Annotated in this window: 13 protein-coding genes and 4 pseudogenes; 12 read left to right on the forward strand and 5 right to left on the reverse strand. The window is 57.2% G+C overall.

Features of this window, described 5'->3' with window-relative positions:
- Positions 1 to 423 precede the first annotated feature (423 nt).
- Entirely contained in the window at positions 424 to 3,525 is a 3,102-nt protein-coding gene (locus IB263_RS29600; RefSeq protein WP_192439376.1) for a DEAD/DEAH box helicase family protein, read from the forward strand.
- A 202-nt stretch (positions 3,526 to 3,727) separates the two neighbouring features.
- Here IB263_RS29600 and IB263_RS34300 read toward each other — a convergent pair.
- Positions 3,728 to 3,870: pseudogene (locus IB263_RS34300) on the reverse strand (ISKra4 family transposase); the annotation flags it as partial.
- Between the two features lie 294 nt (positions 3,871 to 4,164).
- Between IB263_RS34300 and IB263_RS29605 the strand changes: the two are divergent.
- Positions 4,165 to 5,454, forward strand: a complete 1,290-nt coding sequence (locus IB263_RS29605) for an ImmA/IrrE family metallo-endopeptidase (protein WP_089045442.1) — start codon at positions 4,165 to 4,167, stop codon at positions 5,452 to 5,454.
- A 995-nt stretch (positions 5,455 to 6,449) separates the two neighbouring features.
- Here IB263_RS29605 and IB263_RS29610 read toward each other — a convergent pair.
- Positions 6,450 to 6,956, reverse strand: coding sequence for a GIY-YIG nuclease family protein (locus tag IB263_RS29610; RefSeq protein WP_089045388.1), 507 nt, complete (start codon positions 6,954 to 6,956; stop codon positions 6,450 to 6,452).
- Between the two features lie 172 nt (positions 6,957 to 7,128).
- Between IB263_RS29610 and IB263_RS29615 the strand changes: the two genes are divergently transcribed.
- The 8 genes and pseudogenes from IB263_RS29615 (at position 7,129) to IB263_RS29650 (ending at position 14,534) form a co-directional block, all read left to right on the forward strand.
- Positions 7,129 to 7,380 (forward strand): hypothetical protein, encoded by a 252-nt coding sequence (locus IB263_RS29615; RefSeq protein ID WP_089045389.1) that lies wholly within the window; start codon positions 7,129 to 7,131, stop codon positions 7,378 to 7,380.
- Positions 7,381 to 7,564: 184 nt separating this feature from the next.
- Positions 7,565 to 8,056 (forward strand): helix-turn-helix domain-containing protein, encoded by a 492-nt coding sequence (locus tag IB263_RS29620; protein WP_089045390.1) that lies wholly within the window; start codon positions 7,565 to 7,567, stop codon positions 8,054 to 8,056.
- 160 nt (positions 8,057 to 8,216) lie between these two features.
- Positions 8,217 to 8,861 (forward strand): hypothetical protein, encoded by a 645-nt coding sequence (locus tag IB263_RS29625; protein ID WP_110819653.1) that lies wholly within the window; start codon positions 8,217 to 8,219, stop codon positions 8,859 to 8,861.
- 400 nt (positions 8,862 to 9,261) lie between these two features.
- A pseudogene (locus IB263_RS34305) lies at positions 9,262 to 9,435 on the forward strand (YegP family protein); the annotation flags it as partial.
- A gap of 1,644 nt (positions 9,436 to 11,079) precedes the next feature.
- Entirely contained in the window at positions 11,080 to 11,328 is a 249-nt protein-coding gene (locus tag IB263_RS29635; RefSeq protein WP_089045392.1) for a hypothetical protein, read from the forward strand.
- Positions 11,325 to 12,443 (forward strand): hypothetical protein, encoded by a 1,119-nt coding sequence (locus IB263_RS29640; RefSeq protein WP_143556381.1) that lies wholly within the window; start codon positions 11,325 to 11,327, stop codon positions 12,441 to 12,443. The genes IB263_RS29635 and IB263_RS29640 overlap by 4 nt, the downstream gene beginning before the upstream one ends.
- A 231-nt stretch (positions 12,444 to 12,674) precedes the next feature.
- Positions 12,675 to 12,836, forward strand: coding sequence for a hypothetical protein (locus IB263_RS34310; RefSeq protein ID WP_246811112.1), 162 nt, complete (start codon positions 12,675 to 12,677; stop codon positions 12,834 to 12,836).
- Between the two features lie 543 nt (positions 12,837 to 13,379).
- A pseudogene (locus IB263_RS29650) lies at positions 13,380 to 14,534 on the forward strand (tyrosine-type recombinase/integrase).
- 134 nt (positions 14,535 to 14,668) lie between these two features.
- Here the strand turns inward: IB263_RS29650 and IB263_RS29655 are convergent.
- A complete protein-coding gene (locus tag IB263_RS29655) occupies positions 14,669 to 14,896 on the reverse strand; it encodes a type II toxin-antitoxin system RelE/ParE family toxin (protein ID WP_246811120.1) in 228 nt (75 codons plus the stop codon).
- Between the two features lie 17 nt (positions 14,897 to 14,913).
- Positions 14,914 to 15,159, reverse strand: a complete 246-nt coding sequence (locus IB263_RS29660) for a type II toxin-antitoxin system ParD family antitoxin (RefSeq protein ID WP_029742497.1) — start codon at positions 15,157 to 15,159, stop codon at positions 14,914 to 14,916.
- Positions 15,160 to 15,576: 417 nt separating this feature from the next.
- On the opposite strand from IB263_RS29660, the pseudogene IB263_RS29665 reads away from it, so the two are divergent.
- Both IB263_RS29665 and IB263_RS29670 read left to right on the forward strand, forming a co-directional pair.
- Positions 15,577 to 16,468, forward strand: a pseudogene (locus tag IB263_RS29665) (recombinase family protein).
- Between the two features lie 271 nt (positions 16,469 to 16,739).
- Positions 16,740 to 17,003, forward strand: coding sequence for a hypothetical protein (locus IB263_RS29670; protein WP_029742496.1), 264 nt, complete (start codon positions 16,740 to 16,742; stop codon positions 17,001 to 17,003).
- 222 nt (positions 17,004 to 17,225) lie between these two features.
- On the opposite strand, the gene repB is transcribed toward IB263_RS29670, so the two are convergent.
- The gene (repB, locus tag IB263_RS29675) at positions 17,226 to 18,206 is read right to left on the reverse strand and encodes a plasmid partitioning protein RepB (protein ID WP_029742495.1); all 981 of its coding nucleotides are present in this window, start codon (positions 18,204 to 18,206) and stop codon (positions 17,226 to 17,228) included.
- Between the last annotated feature and the right edge of the window lie 17 nt (positions 18,207 to 18,223).

Below are 18,223 nucleotides of genomic sequence, written 5' to 3' on the forward strand. Positions count from 1 at the left end.
CACGCTGCGCCTAGTCGACTGTGTGGCTCGGAGACTCGATCCTCGATCGGACGAAAGGATAGTCCTTCGAGCGTCCCCTTTTCACAAAAAAAGAGGGCGGTGCGCGATAATATCGGCCAAGGCCCGCAACCACCATTTCATTCCCATCCACTGGTCGGGCGCAAGTCGTAGTTGCACAGCCGCCGTTTTGGATTATCTATTGATAATGCAGTGGTGGGGGCGCCAATGGATAATGCGACGCTTGGTCGGCTACGGGAACTTTTGCTACCCGACGATTTTGAGATCGAACTCGAACACCGAGGTGTGGTCATTCGTCGTCTGAGGTCTCGCAGAAAGGTCGTAGCCGCCTCATTCGAGCCCTTGAGATTTCGTGGAGCCACATGCCGTCGAGCACTAGCCACGTTGGAAGATGGTAGCAGGTTTGTGCTCGAGTTTGCCTCCTTTGGTGACGACTATGCAGATATTGCACCGGCGACCATTTTGCGGGGGACGCCCCTCGTCGAGGGGGATCGTCTGAACTGGGAGCGGGTAGCTTTCCAACGAGGTGGAGGAGATCTCCCCGCTGCAGTTGCCCGGATGGAAGAATGTCGCGCGGCCTGGAGATCTTCTGGCATTAGCTATCGGAGTGAGAGACTCGCTGGCGATGGCGAAGTGCTAGCGCCTGGTCTGCGGCTGCCGCAGTCCGGCGCTTTGCATGCAATAGCTGCTCATTGGACAACCGGAACGGACCGCGCGCTTGTGGTCATGCCGACCGGAACCGGCAAGACCGAGGTAATGATCGCGGCAGCGGTAGAAGCCGCGTGTGACCGCGTGCTGATCATAGTCCCGAGCGACGCCCTTCGCTTGCAGACCGCTGATCGCTTTGCTTCCTACAGCGTGCTGGAGAAGCTCGGAACCGTAGTAGGGGTTCCCAACCCCGTGGTTGGAATCCTCTCGTCCAGACCGACGCCGGAGCAGTTCGCAGCGGTTGGGGCATGCAACGTCGTGGTCGCCACGATGAGCGCCATCGGATTGGCGGGTGAGGAAACGCAGAAGCAATTCGCCGCGCTGTTCTCCCACATCTTCTTCGATGAGGCCCATCATATCGAGGCAGCGACATGGAAGCGGTTTCAAAAGGTCATCGGTCGCGCCAATGTGCTGTTGTTTACCGCGACGCCCTTCCGGGAAGACGGCAAAGCCCTCGACGGTAAGCTGATCTATGAGTTCCCCCTGTCGTTGGCGCAAGAACGCGGGTTCTTTCAATCAATCCGGTTCAAGGAGGTATTCCAGCCCAACGGTCTTCGTTCCGATGCGTCGATCGCTGAAGCCGCGGTAGAGGTATTGCGAGAGGATCTAGATGCTGGTTTCGACCATATCTTGATGGCCCGGGCGAACACAATCGACGCGGCCGAAGATCTGTATCGCCAAGTCTACGCGGGTTATGACGACCTGCAGCCCATCGTGATCCATAGTCGGACTCCTAATCGCCAAGCTGTATTGTCGGATATCAAGGCTAGAAGGCACCGAATTGTCGTATGTGTCGACATGTTTGGCGAGGGTTTCGATCTCCCGCAGCTGAAGATTGCTGCGCTACATAGTCCGCATAAGAGCTTGGGCATAACCTTGCAGTTCATAGGGCGCTTCGCGCGGACGACTGCAAACGTCGGGCAGGCGACGTTCATTGCAAACACCGCCGAAGACGGCGTGCCGGAAGCCCTCGAAAGCCTTTATCTGGAGGATGCCGACTGGAATTCGCTCCTGTCGGACATGAGTTTCAATGCGATAGACCCAATGGCCAAGCTTTCCGATCTAGTCGATCGGCTGGAGATTCCACCCGCAGCCCCTGATGAGGATTTGGATATCTCGACACTGGCGCTGCGACCCAAGCTCAGCACCCAAGTGTATCGGACAGAGCAATTCGAGCCCGGGAGATACGCCAAGGCTTTCCGGGCCGCGCAAAAGGTTCACCAGCCGCTCATCAGCCTGCGTGACAACTTCCTCGTCCTAGTGGTCAATCAAAAGGATGGCATCGACTGGACCGACTCGAAGGACATCTCGATCGACAGTTGGGACCTTTTCATCGCGAAGTACGATCCCGAACTGCAACTGCTCTACATCCACAGTTCGAGGAAAGGAGACGCCGGTGGTTCTCTAGCGAAGGCGATCTCCACAAATCCCGTGCTCATTAAGGAGGAGGAGGTGTTCAAGGCCTTCAGCGGCCTTCAGCGCTTGGTCCTGCACAACGTTGGTCTCTCCAGCCTTAGTCGGAATGTCCGGTACCAGATGTTTGCCGGATTAGACGTTCGGAACGCAGTCGACCCGCTCCAACAGCAATCCAAGCGGAAGTCCAACATTACTGGCGTTGGCTACGAGGATGGAGCCCGGGTCAGCGTGGGTTGCTCTCGTAAGGGCAAAATATGGTCGCTGACATCTGGCACGCTCACGGACTGGATCGATTGGTGCGAGGGGATTGGCAGGAAGCTGGTCGATCCGAACGCTCGCCATGATGACTTCCTTCGGCACACCCTAATTCCCCGAGCGATCATTGAACTACCGGATAGCGAAGCACTGTTGGTGGACTGGCCCGATCAGCTCTTCGAGAGTTCGACGTTCCGGTTTGAAGTCCTCATCGGCGTCACCAAGTTTGGATTTCACGACTGCGAGCTCGACCTGGTCGAGTGGGTGCCTGGAAACAGCTTTGTTTTCGTCCTAAAGGCCGGCGAGGAAATATCCATTACGCTAAGGCTGACTCTGCGGGCGGAAACCCCCGACCTAGACGGGTATCTGGTTGAGAAACTGGATGGACCCGACGCCGAAATTGACGCAGCGGGAGACCGTAAGCCCGTTCAGGACTTTTTTCAGTCCAACCCTCCGCTGGTGCGACTGGCAGACGGTTCGCAGCTGTCGGGCAACATCCTTCTCAAGCCACAGGAGGACCTTCCCGAACTCTATGACCTCGCGAACATATCGTTCTTGGACTGGAACGGCGTTGATCTGCGGAAGGAAAGCCGTTGGAAAGACGGCGTCTATCGCGCGGATTCGATCCAGCAGCGGTTCGTTGAGCGTCTGCTGGAAGGCCCGTCGACCTTCATCATTGACGACGATGATACGGGTGAGAGTGCCGACGTGGTGGCGATCGAAGAGACCGATGACACCATCGTCGTTTCATTTTGGCATCTGAAGTACGCCGAGGGGGAAATTGGGCGAAGGGCCAGCGATCTCTACGTGGTGTGCGGCCAAGCCCAGAAGAGCGTGAAGTGGACGTGGAGCCTGAAAAACCTTATCAACCACCTCACCGTAAGAGAAACGTCGCACCTCAAAGGCAGGGACACCCGTTTCCTTCGAGGTACTCCCAACGAACTGACCACCCTTCGCAAAGCTTCGCGGCGTAAGTTCGTCGAATATCGCATCGGCATCGTTCAGCCGGGGCTGAATGGGGAGAATATTCCCAATGAACACCTCGCCCTTCTCGCGGCGACCAGCAGCTTCATTCAGACGGTAACCGGACGACCTCTTCTGACTGTAGCGAACCGTATCGAACGCTAGAGTGGTCTGACTACCGCCTCCCCGTCGCACGCATGGTCTGCGTTAGCGCGTGATCGCACCACTAAGAGCAATCGGAGACCGGTAACTTGCCTGGGGCTAGGCGGCGCGCACGGTGGTTTGGGGTTGAACAGGGATGGCACTTTCGGCCCTGACTCTCGGAACGGTGCCCGCAATCGATCGCGAAGCTCACCACTGATCCGGCCGTTCGAACCTGCATGAGCATGTGAGCGCCATGGAGCGTCCAGCGCATCTGTTGCTTCTTGATCATCCGCTTGCCGACCACGAGTTCACCGCTGACTCAGCGAGGGTGGTGGCAACACGAAGCCCGGCTCGATAGCGCTGTCCATTGCGCGGCGACAAACAAGGTGAGACTCAGCGTCAATCAGGATGAGACTCGGCGGCGGGGTGTGACGAAGGGAGGGCGTAGCCCTACCGGAGTTACACCCCCGCCGCGGCGCAATTTTTCGGCGTCTCATGATCGCGGCCGGCCCGCTACGGTGGTGGTTCATGCCACCCTCAAGAATGCCGACGTCAATGATCCTCGACGCCGAAGGGCGCCATTTTCCTTTTACGACGTGTGAATTCAATATAAAAATGCGTTCGGTATTCTATGGTTGGGTCTATCTGCAAGGAGAAGCCGTGAATTCTTCCGACAAGGGCGACAGTCTTGAAGATGCGTTCTATCGCTATCTCCTCGATCAGAAAGCGAGCGGAGAGCTAATCTTTGGAGCACACTCTCCGGAGGTTTGTGAAATTTTTCAAAAGAAAAAATACTATTGCAAGGAGCGTGAAGACAACGTCGAGTTCGACATCGTTATTGAAGTTCGCGCAAAAGGCCGGGCGTCGCCACAGCTTTATGTTATATTCGAGTGCAAGAACTACGCTGGCAGCGTTCCAGAACTGTACGTCAACGACTTTTCATCGAAAATTGGCCGCATTTTCCCTCATTCAGCAAAAGGCGTGGTGGTTGTATCTTCACGCCTGCAATCCGGCGCCGAAAAGGTCGCCAGAAACAAGGGATTGGGGATCGTAAAATACGACGAACTCGGGCTTGATATCATCGCAGATCGGAAGGGACGGCCATACATCGAGCATGGTTTTTTCCAGTCGCAGATATTCCAAAGTGATGCCCCATCTAAGTCGCTCAAATTTTCCGCTTACTACGATGGAAAGTTCTTCGGCAGTATCGACCAATTACTAGGAGGATTGCATCCGGAACTGTCCGGTAATGCAGACGAAAGCCCAAAGGCGATTCCCTTTATACCCGCCGATACGATCAAGAAGGCAGCTCGGGACGCCCTGCTGTTGATCGACTACGATGGTGGACCGGTGGACCTTGAAAGGATTTGCTCGGCTCTTTCGCTTCGCTTGGAGCTCTCCAATCGGGATGTCCGAGACATCGACGGAACTCTCATTCTTGGTACCGCTCACTTCAAACGAAAGCAAATTCTCATCAATGCCAACGGATATCGCTACCGCGAGCGATTCACGCTAGGACATGAGATCGGCCACTTCGCCTTGCAGCATCAGGTATACCTCAGCTCCGAAAACATTATAGAACGCGATCTGATGATCACGAAGGAGACTGAAGCAACCTTCAATATCGAGCGGCTCGAGTATCAGGCGAATGCATTTTCGTCCAATCTCATTCTGCCCGACGATATCTTTAAGCGCATGACCGCTGAATATCGCCGAAATCTCGGCATCCGGGATAGGGGACATGGCTACATATTCGTCGACGATCAGCCGTCAAATATTGCGGACTATGAGCAGTTGCTCTCAAATTTGTCGACCTATTTCGAAGCGTCCAAACGGGCTGTCGAGGTTAAGTTCAGGCATTTGGAGATGCTGACTGACTTGAGAAAACGAAACCGGAAGCAGCCGATTGCGCATGTTCTCGAAAGCCTCATATCCAGGCGGATCCCGTAAACTCGAACTCGCCCGCGGAAAAAACCTTGTATCTTCCAACGACTCGTTGCACGTTATGCCCCGTGGTTAGACACCCGTGACTTGTCGCCGAGTCAAACGTCTTCGATTATCTTCTTTTGCTTTCTGCGACCGCATCCAACAGCGGCTTGCTGCGTAATCGGCGAACGGCATGCCAAGGCTGGAGATGCTGATGTTCGAACTCAAAATCAATCCATGTTCTGCTGCACTCGAAGCTGTGAAACGCGAGTTGCTGAATAATATCCCCGACTGAGCCTGTTCTTGTTAACGGCGCTGCATTTCAGGAGTATCTGAAGCACCAAGGATTTCGAGTTTCTCCAAGCATTTTGCATCGCGCCGTTGCAAAAGTTGCCCTCGCTGATGTTGTCGCGGCTAACGAACACCTAAGCGTGTGGGGGGGTGGCTTTGGTAGGTCCCAACGCAAACCAGATGGAAATTGGGAGAATGCCCGCGAACGGTATGCGCGTTTCAAGGAGGACCGCGCTGAGTTACTCACCGACTACGCCGTCACACCGTTTCTTCTATCGCTTGCGTTTTTGCACAGGGTCGCGCGCACCAAGACGATCCGCGATGGGACGGGTAGCTACTGGGTAAAGCATATCGCTGAGAGCTTTGAGTGCAGCTATCCGGAAGGCGAGAAGCTGGGCCCCCACTACGTGCCAAACGGCGTTCTGATAGCTGCGGCACTGCATGCCGGTTTCAAAACAAAATCCCATCATGACGAGCTAGGCTACCACTCGCTGAACGTGACCTTCAACATGTCAAAGTCGTGCCTCGAAGACCTTGACTACGTGATACGCCCCGACAGCACTCGGGCCCATGATCGGCGACGCGCCGACGAAAGGCGTGAGACAAAAAAGGGCGCCCCAGCGTTGCGGGGCTTTAGAAGCTAAAGAGTGGAGTTGAGTTGACGCGCAAACACAACTCCATCCTTTGTGAGATTGCTCCAATGCAAACTCAGATTATACGGTCAGGTCCTACTCGGCGTCACGTGCATCGTAGTCATGTTCCGATGCGCCGCATTCGAGACATACGTCGCCGCCATAGTTTTCGCTGTAAGTCCACCCGCAGGCCCAACCGCAATGTGGGCAAAACTGATAGCAGTCTACGTCACCCCATAACCATGGACTGGCAAACTCCGGAACAGCATCCTTATCGTACGAAACAATCTCGAACGCGTTCTGTCCGACCGCGATGTAGGCCTGGCTAGAATAGAGCTTCAGACCCTCGATAACATCTTCGATGGTAAGGAAGTACCATTCTCGAGCATCTGACTTGTATTCGAAGTGAAGATGGAGCGCTTGCTCTATCGCCTTGTCCTCTTCCACCGAGGCCGTTCTTATCTCACCCATCAACGCTATTGTACGTCGATTCCCTGTCTGAAGATTCGCAAGTCGCCGCGTTAGCTTTTGTGATCGGCCAATCTTCACATAGAGCTTTCCAGCTAGGCTGTTGTCCAACTCGGTCACAAAATAGACACTCATGCCTTCCTCCACTCGCCGCCCTGCAGTTCATGGCGCGCCCCCCTTCCGAAGCCGCTCCCGGTGGTTCTCCTGAACCAGGGCAAGACAATCCTCCGCGTCGCCTTCCGTAAAGCCCCTAGCGTGCTGCGACCGCGCTGACCAGCGCCCCAGGCTCGACCGTGAGAAGATCTCCTTGGGCGGGTTTGACGACGTGAGTGTCGCGCTGCTGCGTCGCTATCCGCCACCGGGTGCGAAGCACATCGCGTCGATGGTCGCCATGCCAGGCGCGGCGGGCGTGGAAACCCGGCAGGTCTATATGCCGGTGCAGACCTGTTCCCGTAGCGATCGGGCGTTTCGGGACGATTTTGGGTCGACCCGGGTGAACCGCGAGACCGACCCCTCCTATATCCTATTGCTCTGCTATCGGGTTATCGTATTCAGATGAATCCTGATTAACAGAGTATCCTTCTTTGGATGTCCGTCGCTTCGCCCAGTCCCCGAATTGCGGGACGAGGGCGGGGGGTATGTAGGTTCGGGCACTCCCCGAACGAGCGTTCACCCGCGTCTCCCTTGCCATTCGTGCATAAACCCCCAATATTCAAGGCATACACGAACGAGGGAGATCCCGAATGGAAGACGCAGTAAAGGCAAAGACGCCGGATGTCCAGGCGCTGAAGCAGAACGAAAAGAAGTGGACGCCGACGCTGATGAAGGCCGGATGGAGCGCGATCCCGAACATCATCATCGAGAAACAGCGTGCGCTTGGGCTGGACGCCCTGGACATCAACATCCTGCTGCACCTGATCCAGTATTGGTGGCTGGAAGAGAACGTGCCGCACCCATCCGTCGGCACGATCGCAGAAGCGCTCGGGGTGACCCCTCGCACGATCCAGAAGCGGATCACCGCCATGCAGGCGGCCAAGCTGATCACCCGCGAAGAGCGCCGGCACAGCAAGTTCGGCAGTCAGACCAACCTCTACCGCTTCGACGGCCTAATCGCAGCCTGTAAGCCGCATGCCGAGGAAAAGATTGCTGCGGCCAAGAAGAAAGCCGAGGAGGAGAAGGAACGCGTCAAGCGCAAGAAGCCGAAGCTGGTCGTGAACAACGACGCTAAAAAGTAGGCGGTACCGACAAGCCACGGCTTTCTGACCTGCCTTTGGGGCACGGACAGTCGGCAGGACTTGTCGCAGGCTCAGAAAATACAATGCCCCGGGCGCTTGCATGCAGAGGCGCTACCGGGGCTCACGGGGACAACATGGATCATACCGAAGGAATTTTCAAGTGACGTTTGCCTACTCACCCGAAATTATCGCGAACCTAGAGTCATCCCACTCCTCCGAACGGCTGGCACCTTACTATGCGCTCGCCGGCGGCGACAAGGAGCTGGGCTTGCGGCTCTATGCGTGGAACAGCGCGCTGTCACAGGCGCTCTACACGCCATTGCAGGGCTTGGAAGTAACGCTCCGCAACGGCATCAGCGCGAGGCTCAAAGTGAACTATGGACTGACCTGGTTCGAGCTCAACCCGGGTCCCGCCTTGCACTACCCGCTGCCCGACATGCTGCTGTCGGCACGGACGGAACTCGGAAAGCGCGGCATCTTGCCGGACCACGGCCGTGTGGTCGCGGAACTGAACTGGGGCTTCTGGACCGGTATCCTCGCTAAGCGCTATGAACCGCTTTGGCGTTCCGACCTTCGAAAGGTGTTCCAGTCGACCGGCCCCCTCACCCGGGCGCAGATATTCCAGCCGCTTGATGACCTCCGCCGGCTGCGCAACCGGATAGCCCATCACGAGCCGATCCTGAATCGCAACATTGCAGCCGACTACGCATCCATCCTCGATTTGATCCGATACATTTCGCCGACTACGGCGCAATGGGTTGACAGTCAGAGCCAGGTGGCAGCCGTACTAACCACAAAACCTTAAAGGAGGGAGCGATGAAGGCTTTGCAAGGCGGCCGAGACGTTCCAGACCACGCCAGATCAGCCGGTGTGAGCAGCATTGCCTGCCAGCCGTCGGAATTCCCCCTACGGCGCCTGGGGCGCTGCCCCTCCGCCTAAGCGACGCGCTGAAACACATGGGCTCGGGACATTTCGGCTAGAGTTCTCTGCAAGCACGAGCGCAGGCTTGCAAAGTCGACGTAGTTATTTAAGGTTGTGAACCTGATTTAAGTGTGAGCCGGCTGCGTGACCTTTCTCGAACCTTTTCCTAGCAATCTAGGCATAGCTCGGCACCACAGACGTGGGTCTTCTCCTGCCGCGAGTCTCGTAGACACGTAGGCAAGATTCGAACCCCTATTCGAACTTTCATGACCAAGGGTGCAAGTGTGGCCCACAAGTACGAAATATACCGAGATAAAGCTGGCGATTATAGAGTAAGATTTAAGTACAATTCTGAAGTCCAGTTTGCGTCAGAGGGCCTTCGAAGCAAGTCTTCGGCACAAAATCTGATCGATGCAATAAAGAAAAATGTTCAAGAAGCTCCCGTTGAAGATTCAACTTTCGAAGTCGATCCGCTCGCCTCCGAGGAAATGAAGAGCTGGTTTCATGAAAACTTTGTAGATCCCGCGCAATTCCTTCCTTATTCCTCTGATGACGGCGGCTATCAGTGGCTTAACGGCGGTCCTTACTCGGCATCGGACGCACTGCAGCGAGAATTCGGCACTTTATACCCGCTCGACGCCATCAAAAAAGTCGCAAAGGAACTTGTTGACGAAGGCGGAGTCCTTGAATGGTCTCCACGCGCGGATGCAGACTCCGAAACTAACCAAGCCCGAACGGAAAGTAACGCCGAGCGTCTCAGCAGCCACCTACCTTTAGCCGAGGACCTGGTGTCGGACCCTCAAAGCGGCACGTTTAACGTTGTTGCGAAGCTCGTCACTAAACCGGATCTCCTTGATGCAACGCTGAGCCAGATCGAAGTCGCAGTCGAAGACTGCGTTTCCTCCCCTTCCAACGGTTTGGCCGAGAGTGCGTACGAAATCCGCAAGCTCCGCCGGATGCTCCAAAAGTATTCGAATGACCCTCAACGCGTGGAGATGGACACTACATCGACACACGCTAGTCTTGCGGCGAAAGTTGCTGCCGATGAACTTCCCCTCTCGGATGAGATCTCGGCCTTGCTCTCAGCCTTACAGCAAGCGGCGAACGGCATAAGGGCTACCGATGAAATGGTTGCTGAGAACCGCCGGATTTTGCAGGGCCAGGCCATGCGGGAGCTTTCCGAGCAAGATCTGCAGCGGGTTGTTGAGATTGCGCCTCTACTAGAAGCAATCACTGAAGGCGACCTCCAAAGACAAATGCAGGAAGACATTCAGGACTTGAGTGTCGACGTTTCCCACATCGGAGCGCTGACCCGCGCTGACGGTCTAGGTCCCGATGAAGCGGTGAGGCTAATCGGCCGCGCGTCGAGAATCTTTCTAGCGATGAAGAAAACACCCGCGATTGTAGACAAGCTTAAGAACAGTACGGGCTTCAAAACCATCGAAATAGTGGGTGCTCTAAGCGGTTTCATTACGCTGGCGGTTACGCTCTTCAGTTCCTTCTAACATATCCTGCCCGCGAGCCGCTTCGCAGCCGCGATTGTCGGCGTCGACGTCTCCACACCAGGTCGTGCTGTTGAGATCCAAGGGATCACCGAGGCGATTCCGGCGCCCGACATGCGCGCTAGCGGCCCAACTAGAGACTAAAACGCGAGGGTGGTGCTCGTGCGCAAGCATCACACTTGTACCAGGAGCGACTTGAACAAGCTCCGCCGAGGATTTCACAGTCCTTCCGTCGGCTCGTTTCTCAAGCGCAGCGGCAATCGGCCTCATGCTGGGAGAAGCACGGAACATCGTCGGACCCCGGCGTGACCTGATAGGCCCAAAGCGTGATTTCCATCCCATGTCGTTTCCCGAAACAAAGCGCCAGTTGTAGTTGCGCATCGGCGGGGCAAAATTGTAGGATTCTAAAGGCGTGGCACTCGCAGTGGTGGGGCGGAGTCGTGATAGGGAAAAGACGGTCGTGATTTGTGCCGGCGCATGGGGGAAGGCGAAGGTTGTCGAAGACCGGGAATGGCTTGCGGACACGAAACGGTAGTCCGAGGACGAGAGGAAATCGACATGCCGGTGAAGATTCAAAGAATCTAAATCATGGGAGAGCAAATGAAGACGAAAGAGGACTACGAGAAGCGGCTTGCCGAAACTGCTGACACCCTGGATGCCGCCTTGCCTGATTTATTTGATGCCATGATTGCTGCAGGGCGCGGGCCGACTGATGAAGAACTGGAGTTGTTCAGGCAGGTGAAGGGCACAGGATCGAACAATGAGTGGAGAAAACTCTTTGCCAAGCACGCTCGATCAAAAGGCTCACTTCTTTTGGCCGAGCACCTTCCTACCGAGCCGACGTCATGACGATGAGCCGCACAGCTTCTCTCGCCACTGCAGTAGGCCTTCTCGCCCTATCCTGTGGCAATGTTGCTGCCCAGGAGTCTTGCAAAAGCGATCCGCAGGGATCGCTTTGCTACAACGTCAAGGCGGCAGGCTTAGCCAACTTTACGACGTTCAAGCTTGTTTCCACTGCCGACGATGTTCTCCCTGTTCTTGAGAAATTTGGACTTCCGAAGACCGCACAGATGGGATGCCGCCTTTATGCTGACAATCCTGCTGCGCAGAAGGCGAGTTTCTTCCGCGACACCGATCCTGCAATACTTGCACGGCTCAAAGGCTCGCGCATGCCCGTCAGCGCGTTTGCTGAGGGCAAGCTGACGTGTGAATACGAAGCCCGCGATCTGATCCAGACGAGCGGCCCCTACGCCCTCAAGGGTGAGGCGCCGAAAGAGTTAGCACCTTGCATGACGGCTCTTGTCGATCGCATCAACGCGCTCGGCTATCGTGTCCAGCGTCAGACATCCTCTACCGTGTTCCTTGATCCGAAGACGATGGACGCGCCTGTAGCGGAGCTGTCGATCAAATGCGCCCTCTATGGGCCGACGCTGACCGCTTCTGTCGCTGTCGATGCCTGTAAGGCGGCTGACGCGCCGCTTGGCGAGGTCGCCGATCTTATGGGAGTTCCCGCCGACAAGCGGCGCCGCGTCATCGCGACGATGCATGAGGCTATTCGTGAGGATGGCGACGCAATCGAGCGTCACGGATTCGAAATCTCTGGCTCGACGGGCGGCGAAGCGCCTGACTGCTCCTACCTCGTAACAATCTACCTCGATAAGGCCGCATTCGACGCAATGGCCGTGGCTACGTCCCGTATAAAGGGCACTATTGATGCCTTCGAAGCTACGAATGGCGTGAAATGTGAACGTAAAGGCAGCAATGCTTTCTGCACCGCTAACAAGGTCGTGACGTTTTTCCGCGATGGCTGGCACAATCCAGACGGTGTCGCCAACGCGCACAATGTCTGCGATCAGGAGCTCAATCGGGCGTTCGGCGGGAAGAAGAAGTTCAAACTTCTCGAAGCGTATCCTGTCACGGATCGCGGTTCACCTTATCTCGTTTGCAAAGCTCAACGAGGTTGACGGGGCGGTACGTGGACGGGGAAGACCCAGCCTCCGCCCATGGAACGGGCCCGGCGGAATGAGCCGCCGAGCCTTTTTCACTTGCGCGGGCAATGGATGCAGTGTTCGAGTACGGCGCCAACCTGCGACGGTTTTGCCTGATGTTGCACGCGCAAGGACAGGTGACGATGGAGCGGCTGACGTCTCAACGATGTCGGCGCCGACGTCTCCAAGCGCTAGGTCGTGCGGCTGATGACCCAAGGGCTGGCCAGCTTTGTCGTCGAGGATGCGGCGGTGCTGCATGCCGGGTTGCTTTCGGCACCCTATATCCCCGTCAACGATACCGGCGCCCGGCATGCGCGCTCCACGATGTGCCGGGATGGCCGTGTCGCGCGCGAACCATGCTCGGGCTGATGAAAACCTGCCGCAAGCTCGGGCTGTCGTTCTGGCACTATCTCGGCGATCGCCTCGGGATCACAGGCGAGCCCATCCCGCCGCTCGCCACTCTGGTCGCGGCAAATGCTTGAACACGGCTTTCCACTTTGCAAACAGACCTGGCGAAGAACTGCCTTGGTTCAGCGTCGATGCCACGGACATGTGTGCACGACGCCGCAAAAATGCTTCCATCTCAATGAACCAATACCGCCGTGCTCCGCTCAACCCGTCGGTGCTAGGGTGTGCATATAGAGCTTTTGCCTATCTCATCAGCACCGCCAGAAAATCTGCCCCGGTTACTATCGAATGGCAGTGCTCGACCGCCTTAGGCGATCATTAACCATCTGAGTTAACATCGTAAATTCCACAAACAGAAGTCAACTCGACTCATGCTTCCGTCATCCGGACGCCAATTTCCCCAGCTTATCACTATCGATAGGGACAAGGTATCGATAGTGATGGTTTTCGAGTCGCAAATCGCCCAAAATTCCGCAAGAGCTACAGACATGCGGAGCCTCAGAATTGGCTAAAAACTCACCTTCCGATGCCGTCCACCGGCGTGCCGAAGAACTGGATGCGCTCGACGCCATCCTGCCGTTCGATCGCCGCGATCAGCTCGCCACCCTTCTCACGGACGACGACGTCGCAACGCTCAAGTATCTCGCCGGCGAAGGAATGGGCGACAACACGCTCAGGGCGCTTGCCTCGGATCTCGGTTATCTCGAGGCCTGGTGCCAGATCGCCACGGGCAGCCCCTCCCCTGGCGGGCGCCGGAGAGCCTGCTTTTGAAATTCGTTGCCCATCACCTCTGGGATCCGACTAAGCGCGCCGAGGATGCGAACCACGGCATGCCTGTTGAGGTGGAAAGCGGCCTGCGTTCCCAACGTCTGTTGCGCGCCGACAATGCGCCGGAGACCGTTCGCCGCCGACTGACGAGTTGGTCGATCCTGACCCGTTGGCGCGGCCTGACAGGCGCCTTCGACGGTCCCTCGCTTAAATCGGCGCTGCGGCTTGCCGTCCGTGCCAGCGCCCGCCCGCGGCAACGCACGAGCAAAAAGGCGGTGACCGGCGACATCCTGACGAAGCTGCTTGACGCCTGCGCGGGTGGACGCCTGGTCGATCTTCGCGACCGCGCCTTGCTTCTGACCGCTTTCGCCTCCGGCGGCCGTCGCCGGTCGGAAGTGGCTGGATTGCGATTGGATGAAATTACCGACGAGGACCCCGTGCTGGCGGATCCATCGATCCCGGACTCCCCTCCCCTTCCCTGCCTCGCCATCCGGCTGGGTCGGACGAAGACGACCACCAGCGATGACGACGAACATGTACTGCTGATCGGCCGACCGGTGACCGCATTTAAAACGGTGGCTCGAGGAAGCCAATATCAAAGAGGGTACGGTGTTTCGCCGGATTGACCAGTGGGGGAACATTGATCGCCGTGCGCTGACGCCGCAGTCGGTCAATCCGATCCTCAAAAACCGGTGTAAGCAGGTCAGTCTCGACCCGACCCTGTTCTCGGCGCATGGACTGCGATCAGGTTATCTGACTGAAGCCGCCAATCGTGGCATTCCCCTTCCGGGAGCGATGCAGCAGTCGTTGCACAAATCCGTGACGCAGGCCGCCCGCTACTACAACGACGCCGAGCGCAAGCTGGGACGAGCGGCGCGGTTGGTTACCTAGCGCCCCCCGCTCGCTCATCCTTGGTAGCGGCAATCGGCAGTCAGGCTAGCGGGGGCGTGGGGTGCTATTCGTTCGCGTCGACCGCGGAAAACAACTCATCGATATCGCGATGCCCCTCGATGATATTGACGACCTCAAAACGTTCGTCGGCGTACCGGAAAAAGATGACGTATCCTTTGAACGCCGCGCTGCGTATATCGAGGCGCAATTCCGGCCTTGCTCGGCCGAGGGTGCCGATCGGCCAGTGTCCGGCATTTTTGCCGAAGTTCTCCCACAAACCGACGTCCCGCCATCAAACTACCGCTCTGTCGAGTGATGTATTCGAGAATATTGACCAGGTCTGTGAGTGCCGAAGGCAGCATACGAAGCTGCGGCACCCTTAGAAGCCTTCCTTGGTCAGTTGAGCGGCCTTGGCTTCCAGCGCCGCGTCAATATCTGCGTCGGATGCTTCGCCGCCATCGGCGATCGACTTGTTGAGCAGGCTGGTCAGAGCCCTCAACTTCTGCTCGCGCTCCTCGACCAGCCGCAATCCTTCACGCACGACTTCGCTGGCCGAACCGTAACGGCCGTCCTTCACGATGTTGGATAAAAAGGCTTCCCAACGGTCACCAATGGAAACGTTCATGTCACACCTCCGTTTGCTCACAAGCATCGCACAATAACATGAATTGCGCAATTATTGACACTACGCCACCACCCCAAATGCGAACGCTCAATTCCGCATTCAAGAGGCCTTGAGACTTGGCGAGTGCCGCATCAGCGCCATCAGCGTCGACCCAGGCTCGCGCTCAAATCCCGCAGAGAGCCGCCGGGCCGAATTGCCCGCCCATTCCAGAGTTTGGGCGATAATGACAACTGCATTTCAGCCGCAGAAGCCCGTTGACGCGCGTTTGCCTATATGGATGCGTCGTTGCTCGCCCCGGGCACCGATTTGAGTCTGGCGGGCCGCTATTCAGTACATAAAACACGTTTGCAACTGAGCAATTCCTCACGCATTTCTTATCTGTACAAACCAGCTTGAGATGAGGCCGGTGAAAGCGCGATGGCAAAGCGACTAACAGTTAGCGTCCAACAGCCTCAAAGACGGCTGATCGGCTACGCCCGCGTCTCGACAGACGGCCAGATCCACGATGCCCAGATCGATGAGCTGCGAGCTGCCGGCTGCGACCGCATCTATCAGGAGCACGGTTCTGGGGCATCGCGCGCGCGCCCAGTTTTGATCAAATTGCTTGGCGAGCTCACCGCGGGAGATATCCTCGTCGTCGTTCGCGATCGGCTGGCCAGCCGTGAGCCATTTATTGGCAGTGATCGAGGATCTTGAAGAGCGCGGTGTGCATTTCCGCTCGATCCGCGATCCGATCGATACATCGACGCCTCAGGGCATGTTCTCCCTCCAAGTTCTCGGCGCGGTCGCCCAACTCGAGCGGGCGCTGATTGCCGAACGCACCAAAGCCGGCATCAAGGCGGCGAAGGCGCGTGCCAAGCTCCCGGGAAACCCGGGCTTGCGAGAACGGCCACCGGAGGCCATCAAATCAGTCTCAAAAGCACGCGCAAAGCGTTATCTCGACGAGCTCATTGCATCCGCGCAAACTTGGCTGCCGATGGTGCGGCTGCGGCCTCACCACAGTTGGGACAACGTCGTGCGGGTGCTTAATCGCCGCGGTCACGACTGGACCGTCGAGCGCGCTTGGTGCGGGACAAGCTCGCGGAAAAAGACCTCCTGGCCCGGTCCCCTCGCCGTGCGCCCGAAGACCATCTGATGAAGCTGGTAGCGGCGATCGCCATTGCCGATCCCAATCTGTCGCTCCGCGACATTGCCGCCCAATTTGGATCAGATGGGAGAACGGCCTGTGCGCGGCGGCAAGAAATGGCAGCCTTCCTCCGTCCGCGACCTGCTGCACGAAGCCCACCGATATGGCCTCATCCGCCATTGAAGGCCCGGCTCATCAGGCGACCGATCGCGTGCTTCCTCTGCCGACAGGGTCTTCTAAGCTATTGACGATCTGCGCCGCCGGCCGACGGTAATTGCCGCCGTCTCGCAGTTTCAGCCAAGCGCCTGCATCCTCATCCGCCGCGGTGGGTTCTTTTGGCACCGGCTCCCCCTCCCCTCCATGCCGATCCGGCCACGGTGTTTAAGAAGGTTGGCACTTTGGTGCCAGAATTTTTGATTGGCCGCCGTATCACCTTCGGCGCCGGAAACGCCGCTTGGACCATAGAAACAATGACCAACCCCCAGCGGTCGAAATACTCGAAAGCTTCACCGGCTTTTCAGACGACGATGGGCATTTGGACGATGCTGCCCTGATTGCCGAGCATGTGCTGGACAATCGTTGTCCCGGCTCGTGGGTGGTCACCGGCGGCGACGCCGGGATCAAGGTGAGCAGAACCGTGGCGAAACTGAATGAGGCGTTCCAGGTTGTCGGCATCGGCGTAGCGGCGATTCGCGCAAAACCAACAGCGAGGTGCTGACCCTAACACCGGGTTAGCGCTGACGGTCACTCTATGCGCTGGGCGCAAATCAGCGTTGCCGGGGGTCGAGAAAGTTGCCGGCCGACAATTTTCCAGTTTTATTATTTTTTTTCAATTACGTAGATAACGTCGGCACGACGACAGCGGGGCCATCTTGCTCATCAGGCGCTAAAGCGAGCTTCCACGATGGTTACCGTCTGGGGGCCTTTTTCTTTTGAGCGTTCAGTCTTCCTTCCCGTCATTCGCCGCCAGGAATTCGGAATAGAGCCGATCCAGGTTTTCAGCGAGATACTGCCCGAAGCGACCGGCGTTCTTCGATTTCATTGAAAGTTCGAAGGCCTTGCCGGAGTTCGAATACTGAGCCGAGACTGCCTTGTCGCTTGTCTGCCAGCTTTCCTTGGATTTCAGTGACATCTTTTTGACGGGTCGCCCCGACGTATCCAGTGCCTTGAATAGCGTGTTGAACCGCTCGTCGCTTGAAAGCGATTGGAAGCTCGGATCGCCGGCGATGTCGTTCACCTTTTCCGCATTGGCGGCCTTGCCTACCAGAAGCGAAAGCTCGAGCCAGCGGTCGCGCCCAGTCGAGGGCGCCGCACCGATTTGCTCGATGACTACCAACGGCACCCGTTCAGTCACGCTCATCATCTTCGAAACCGCCGTCTTGTCCGCAGCAAGAGCTGATGCGATCACTCCACGGTCGTAACCAAGCGCCTCCAAGCGTGAAGCAAAGCTGGCACGTTCGATGAACGAGAGGTTGGCGCGGGCTGAGTTTTCCTGGCCCTGAGCGATAACGTGTGTCCGGTCATCGATTGCTTTGACAACTGCCTTGACCTTACGGCCGAGTTCGCGCGCTACACGCACACGGCGATGTCCAAAGACGATCTGATAGCGTCCGGATGCAGACGGGTGAGGGCGCACGAGGATCGGCGTGTCCTGGCCGCGTTCGGCAATTGCCGCCTTCAATTCTTCAAACTGCTCGCTATCGTCCGTCAAACGATCAAGCACAAAAGACCCATCCACCGTATCCGGATCGAGCTCGACGACGGCTTCACCTTCGAGGAACTTGTCGGCCTGCTTAGAGAGTTCGTCGAGAGAACGCACCATGCTCTTTGACGCACCACGCATGGGATAGGCTGGCGCGGTATCCGCCTGCGGGATCTCCGCTGCGTCTACCAGTCCCGCCAGCAGATTTTTTCTCGCCATGTGCCTGCTCCGTTCTA

This window comes from Ensifer sp. ENS03 (genome assembly GCF_014852035.1).
GTDB classification, from domain to species: Bacteria; Pseudomonadota; Alphaproteobacteria; order Rhizobiales; family Rhizobiaceae; genus Ensifer; species Ensifer adhaerens.

Excerpts from the sequence above, each read along its gene's own strand:
- IB263_RS29620 (WP_089045390.1), top strand. The coding sequence starts at position 7,565 with ATGGAAGACGCAGTAAAGGCAAAGACGCCGGATGTCCAGGCGCTGAAG.
- IB263_RS29660 (WP_029742497.1), bottom strand. The coding sequence starts at position 15,159 with ATGAACGTTTCCATTGGTGACCGTTGGGAAGCCTTTTTATCCAACATC.
- IB263_RS29610 (WP_089045388.1), bottom strand. The coding sequence starts at position 6,956 with ATGAGTGTCTATTTTGTGACCGAGTTGGACAACAGCCTAGCTGGAAAG.
- repB (WP_029742495.1), bottom strand. The coding sequence starts at position 18,206 with ATGGCGAGAAAAAATCTGCTGGCGGGACTGGTAGACGCAGCGGAGATC.
- IB263_RS34310 (WP_246811112.1), top strand. The coding sequence starts at position 12,675 with ATGACCCAAGGGCTGGCCAGCTTTGTCGTCGAGGATGCGGCGGTGCTG.
- IB263_RS29635 (WP_089045392.1), top strand. The coding sequence starts at position 11,080 with ATGAAGACGAAAGAGGACTACGAGAAGCGGCTTGCCGAAACTGCTGAC.
- IB263_RS29640 (WP_143556381.1), top strand. The coding sequence starts at position 11,325 with ATGACGATGAGCCGCACAGCTTCTCTCGCCACTGCAGTAGGCCTTCTC.
- IB263_RS29655 (WP_246811120.1), bottom strand. The coding sequence starts at position 14,896 with ATGCTGCCTTCGGCACTCACAGACCTGGTCAATATTCTCGAATACATC.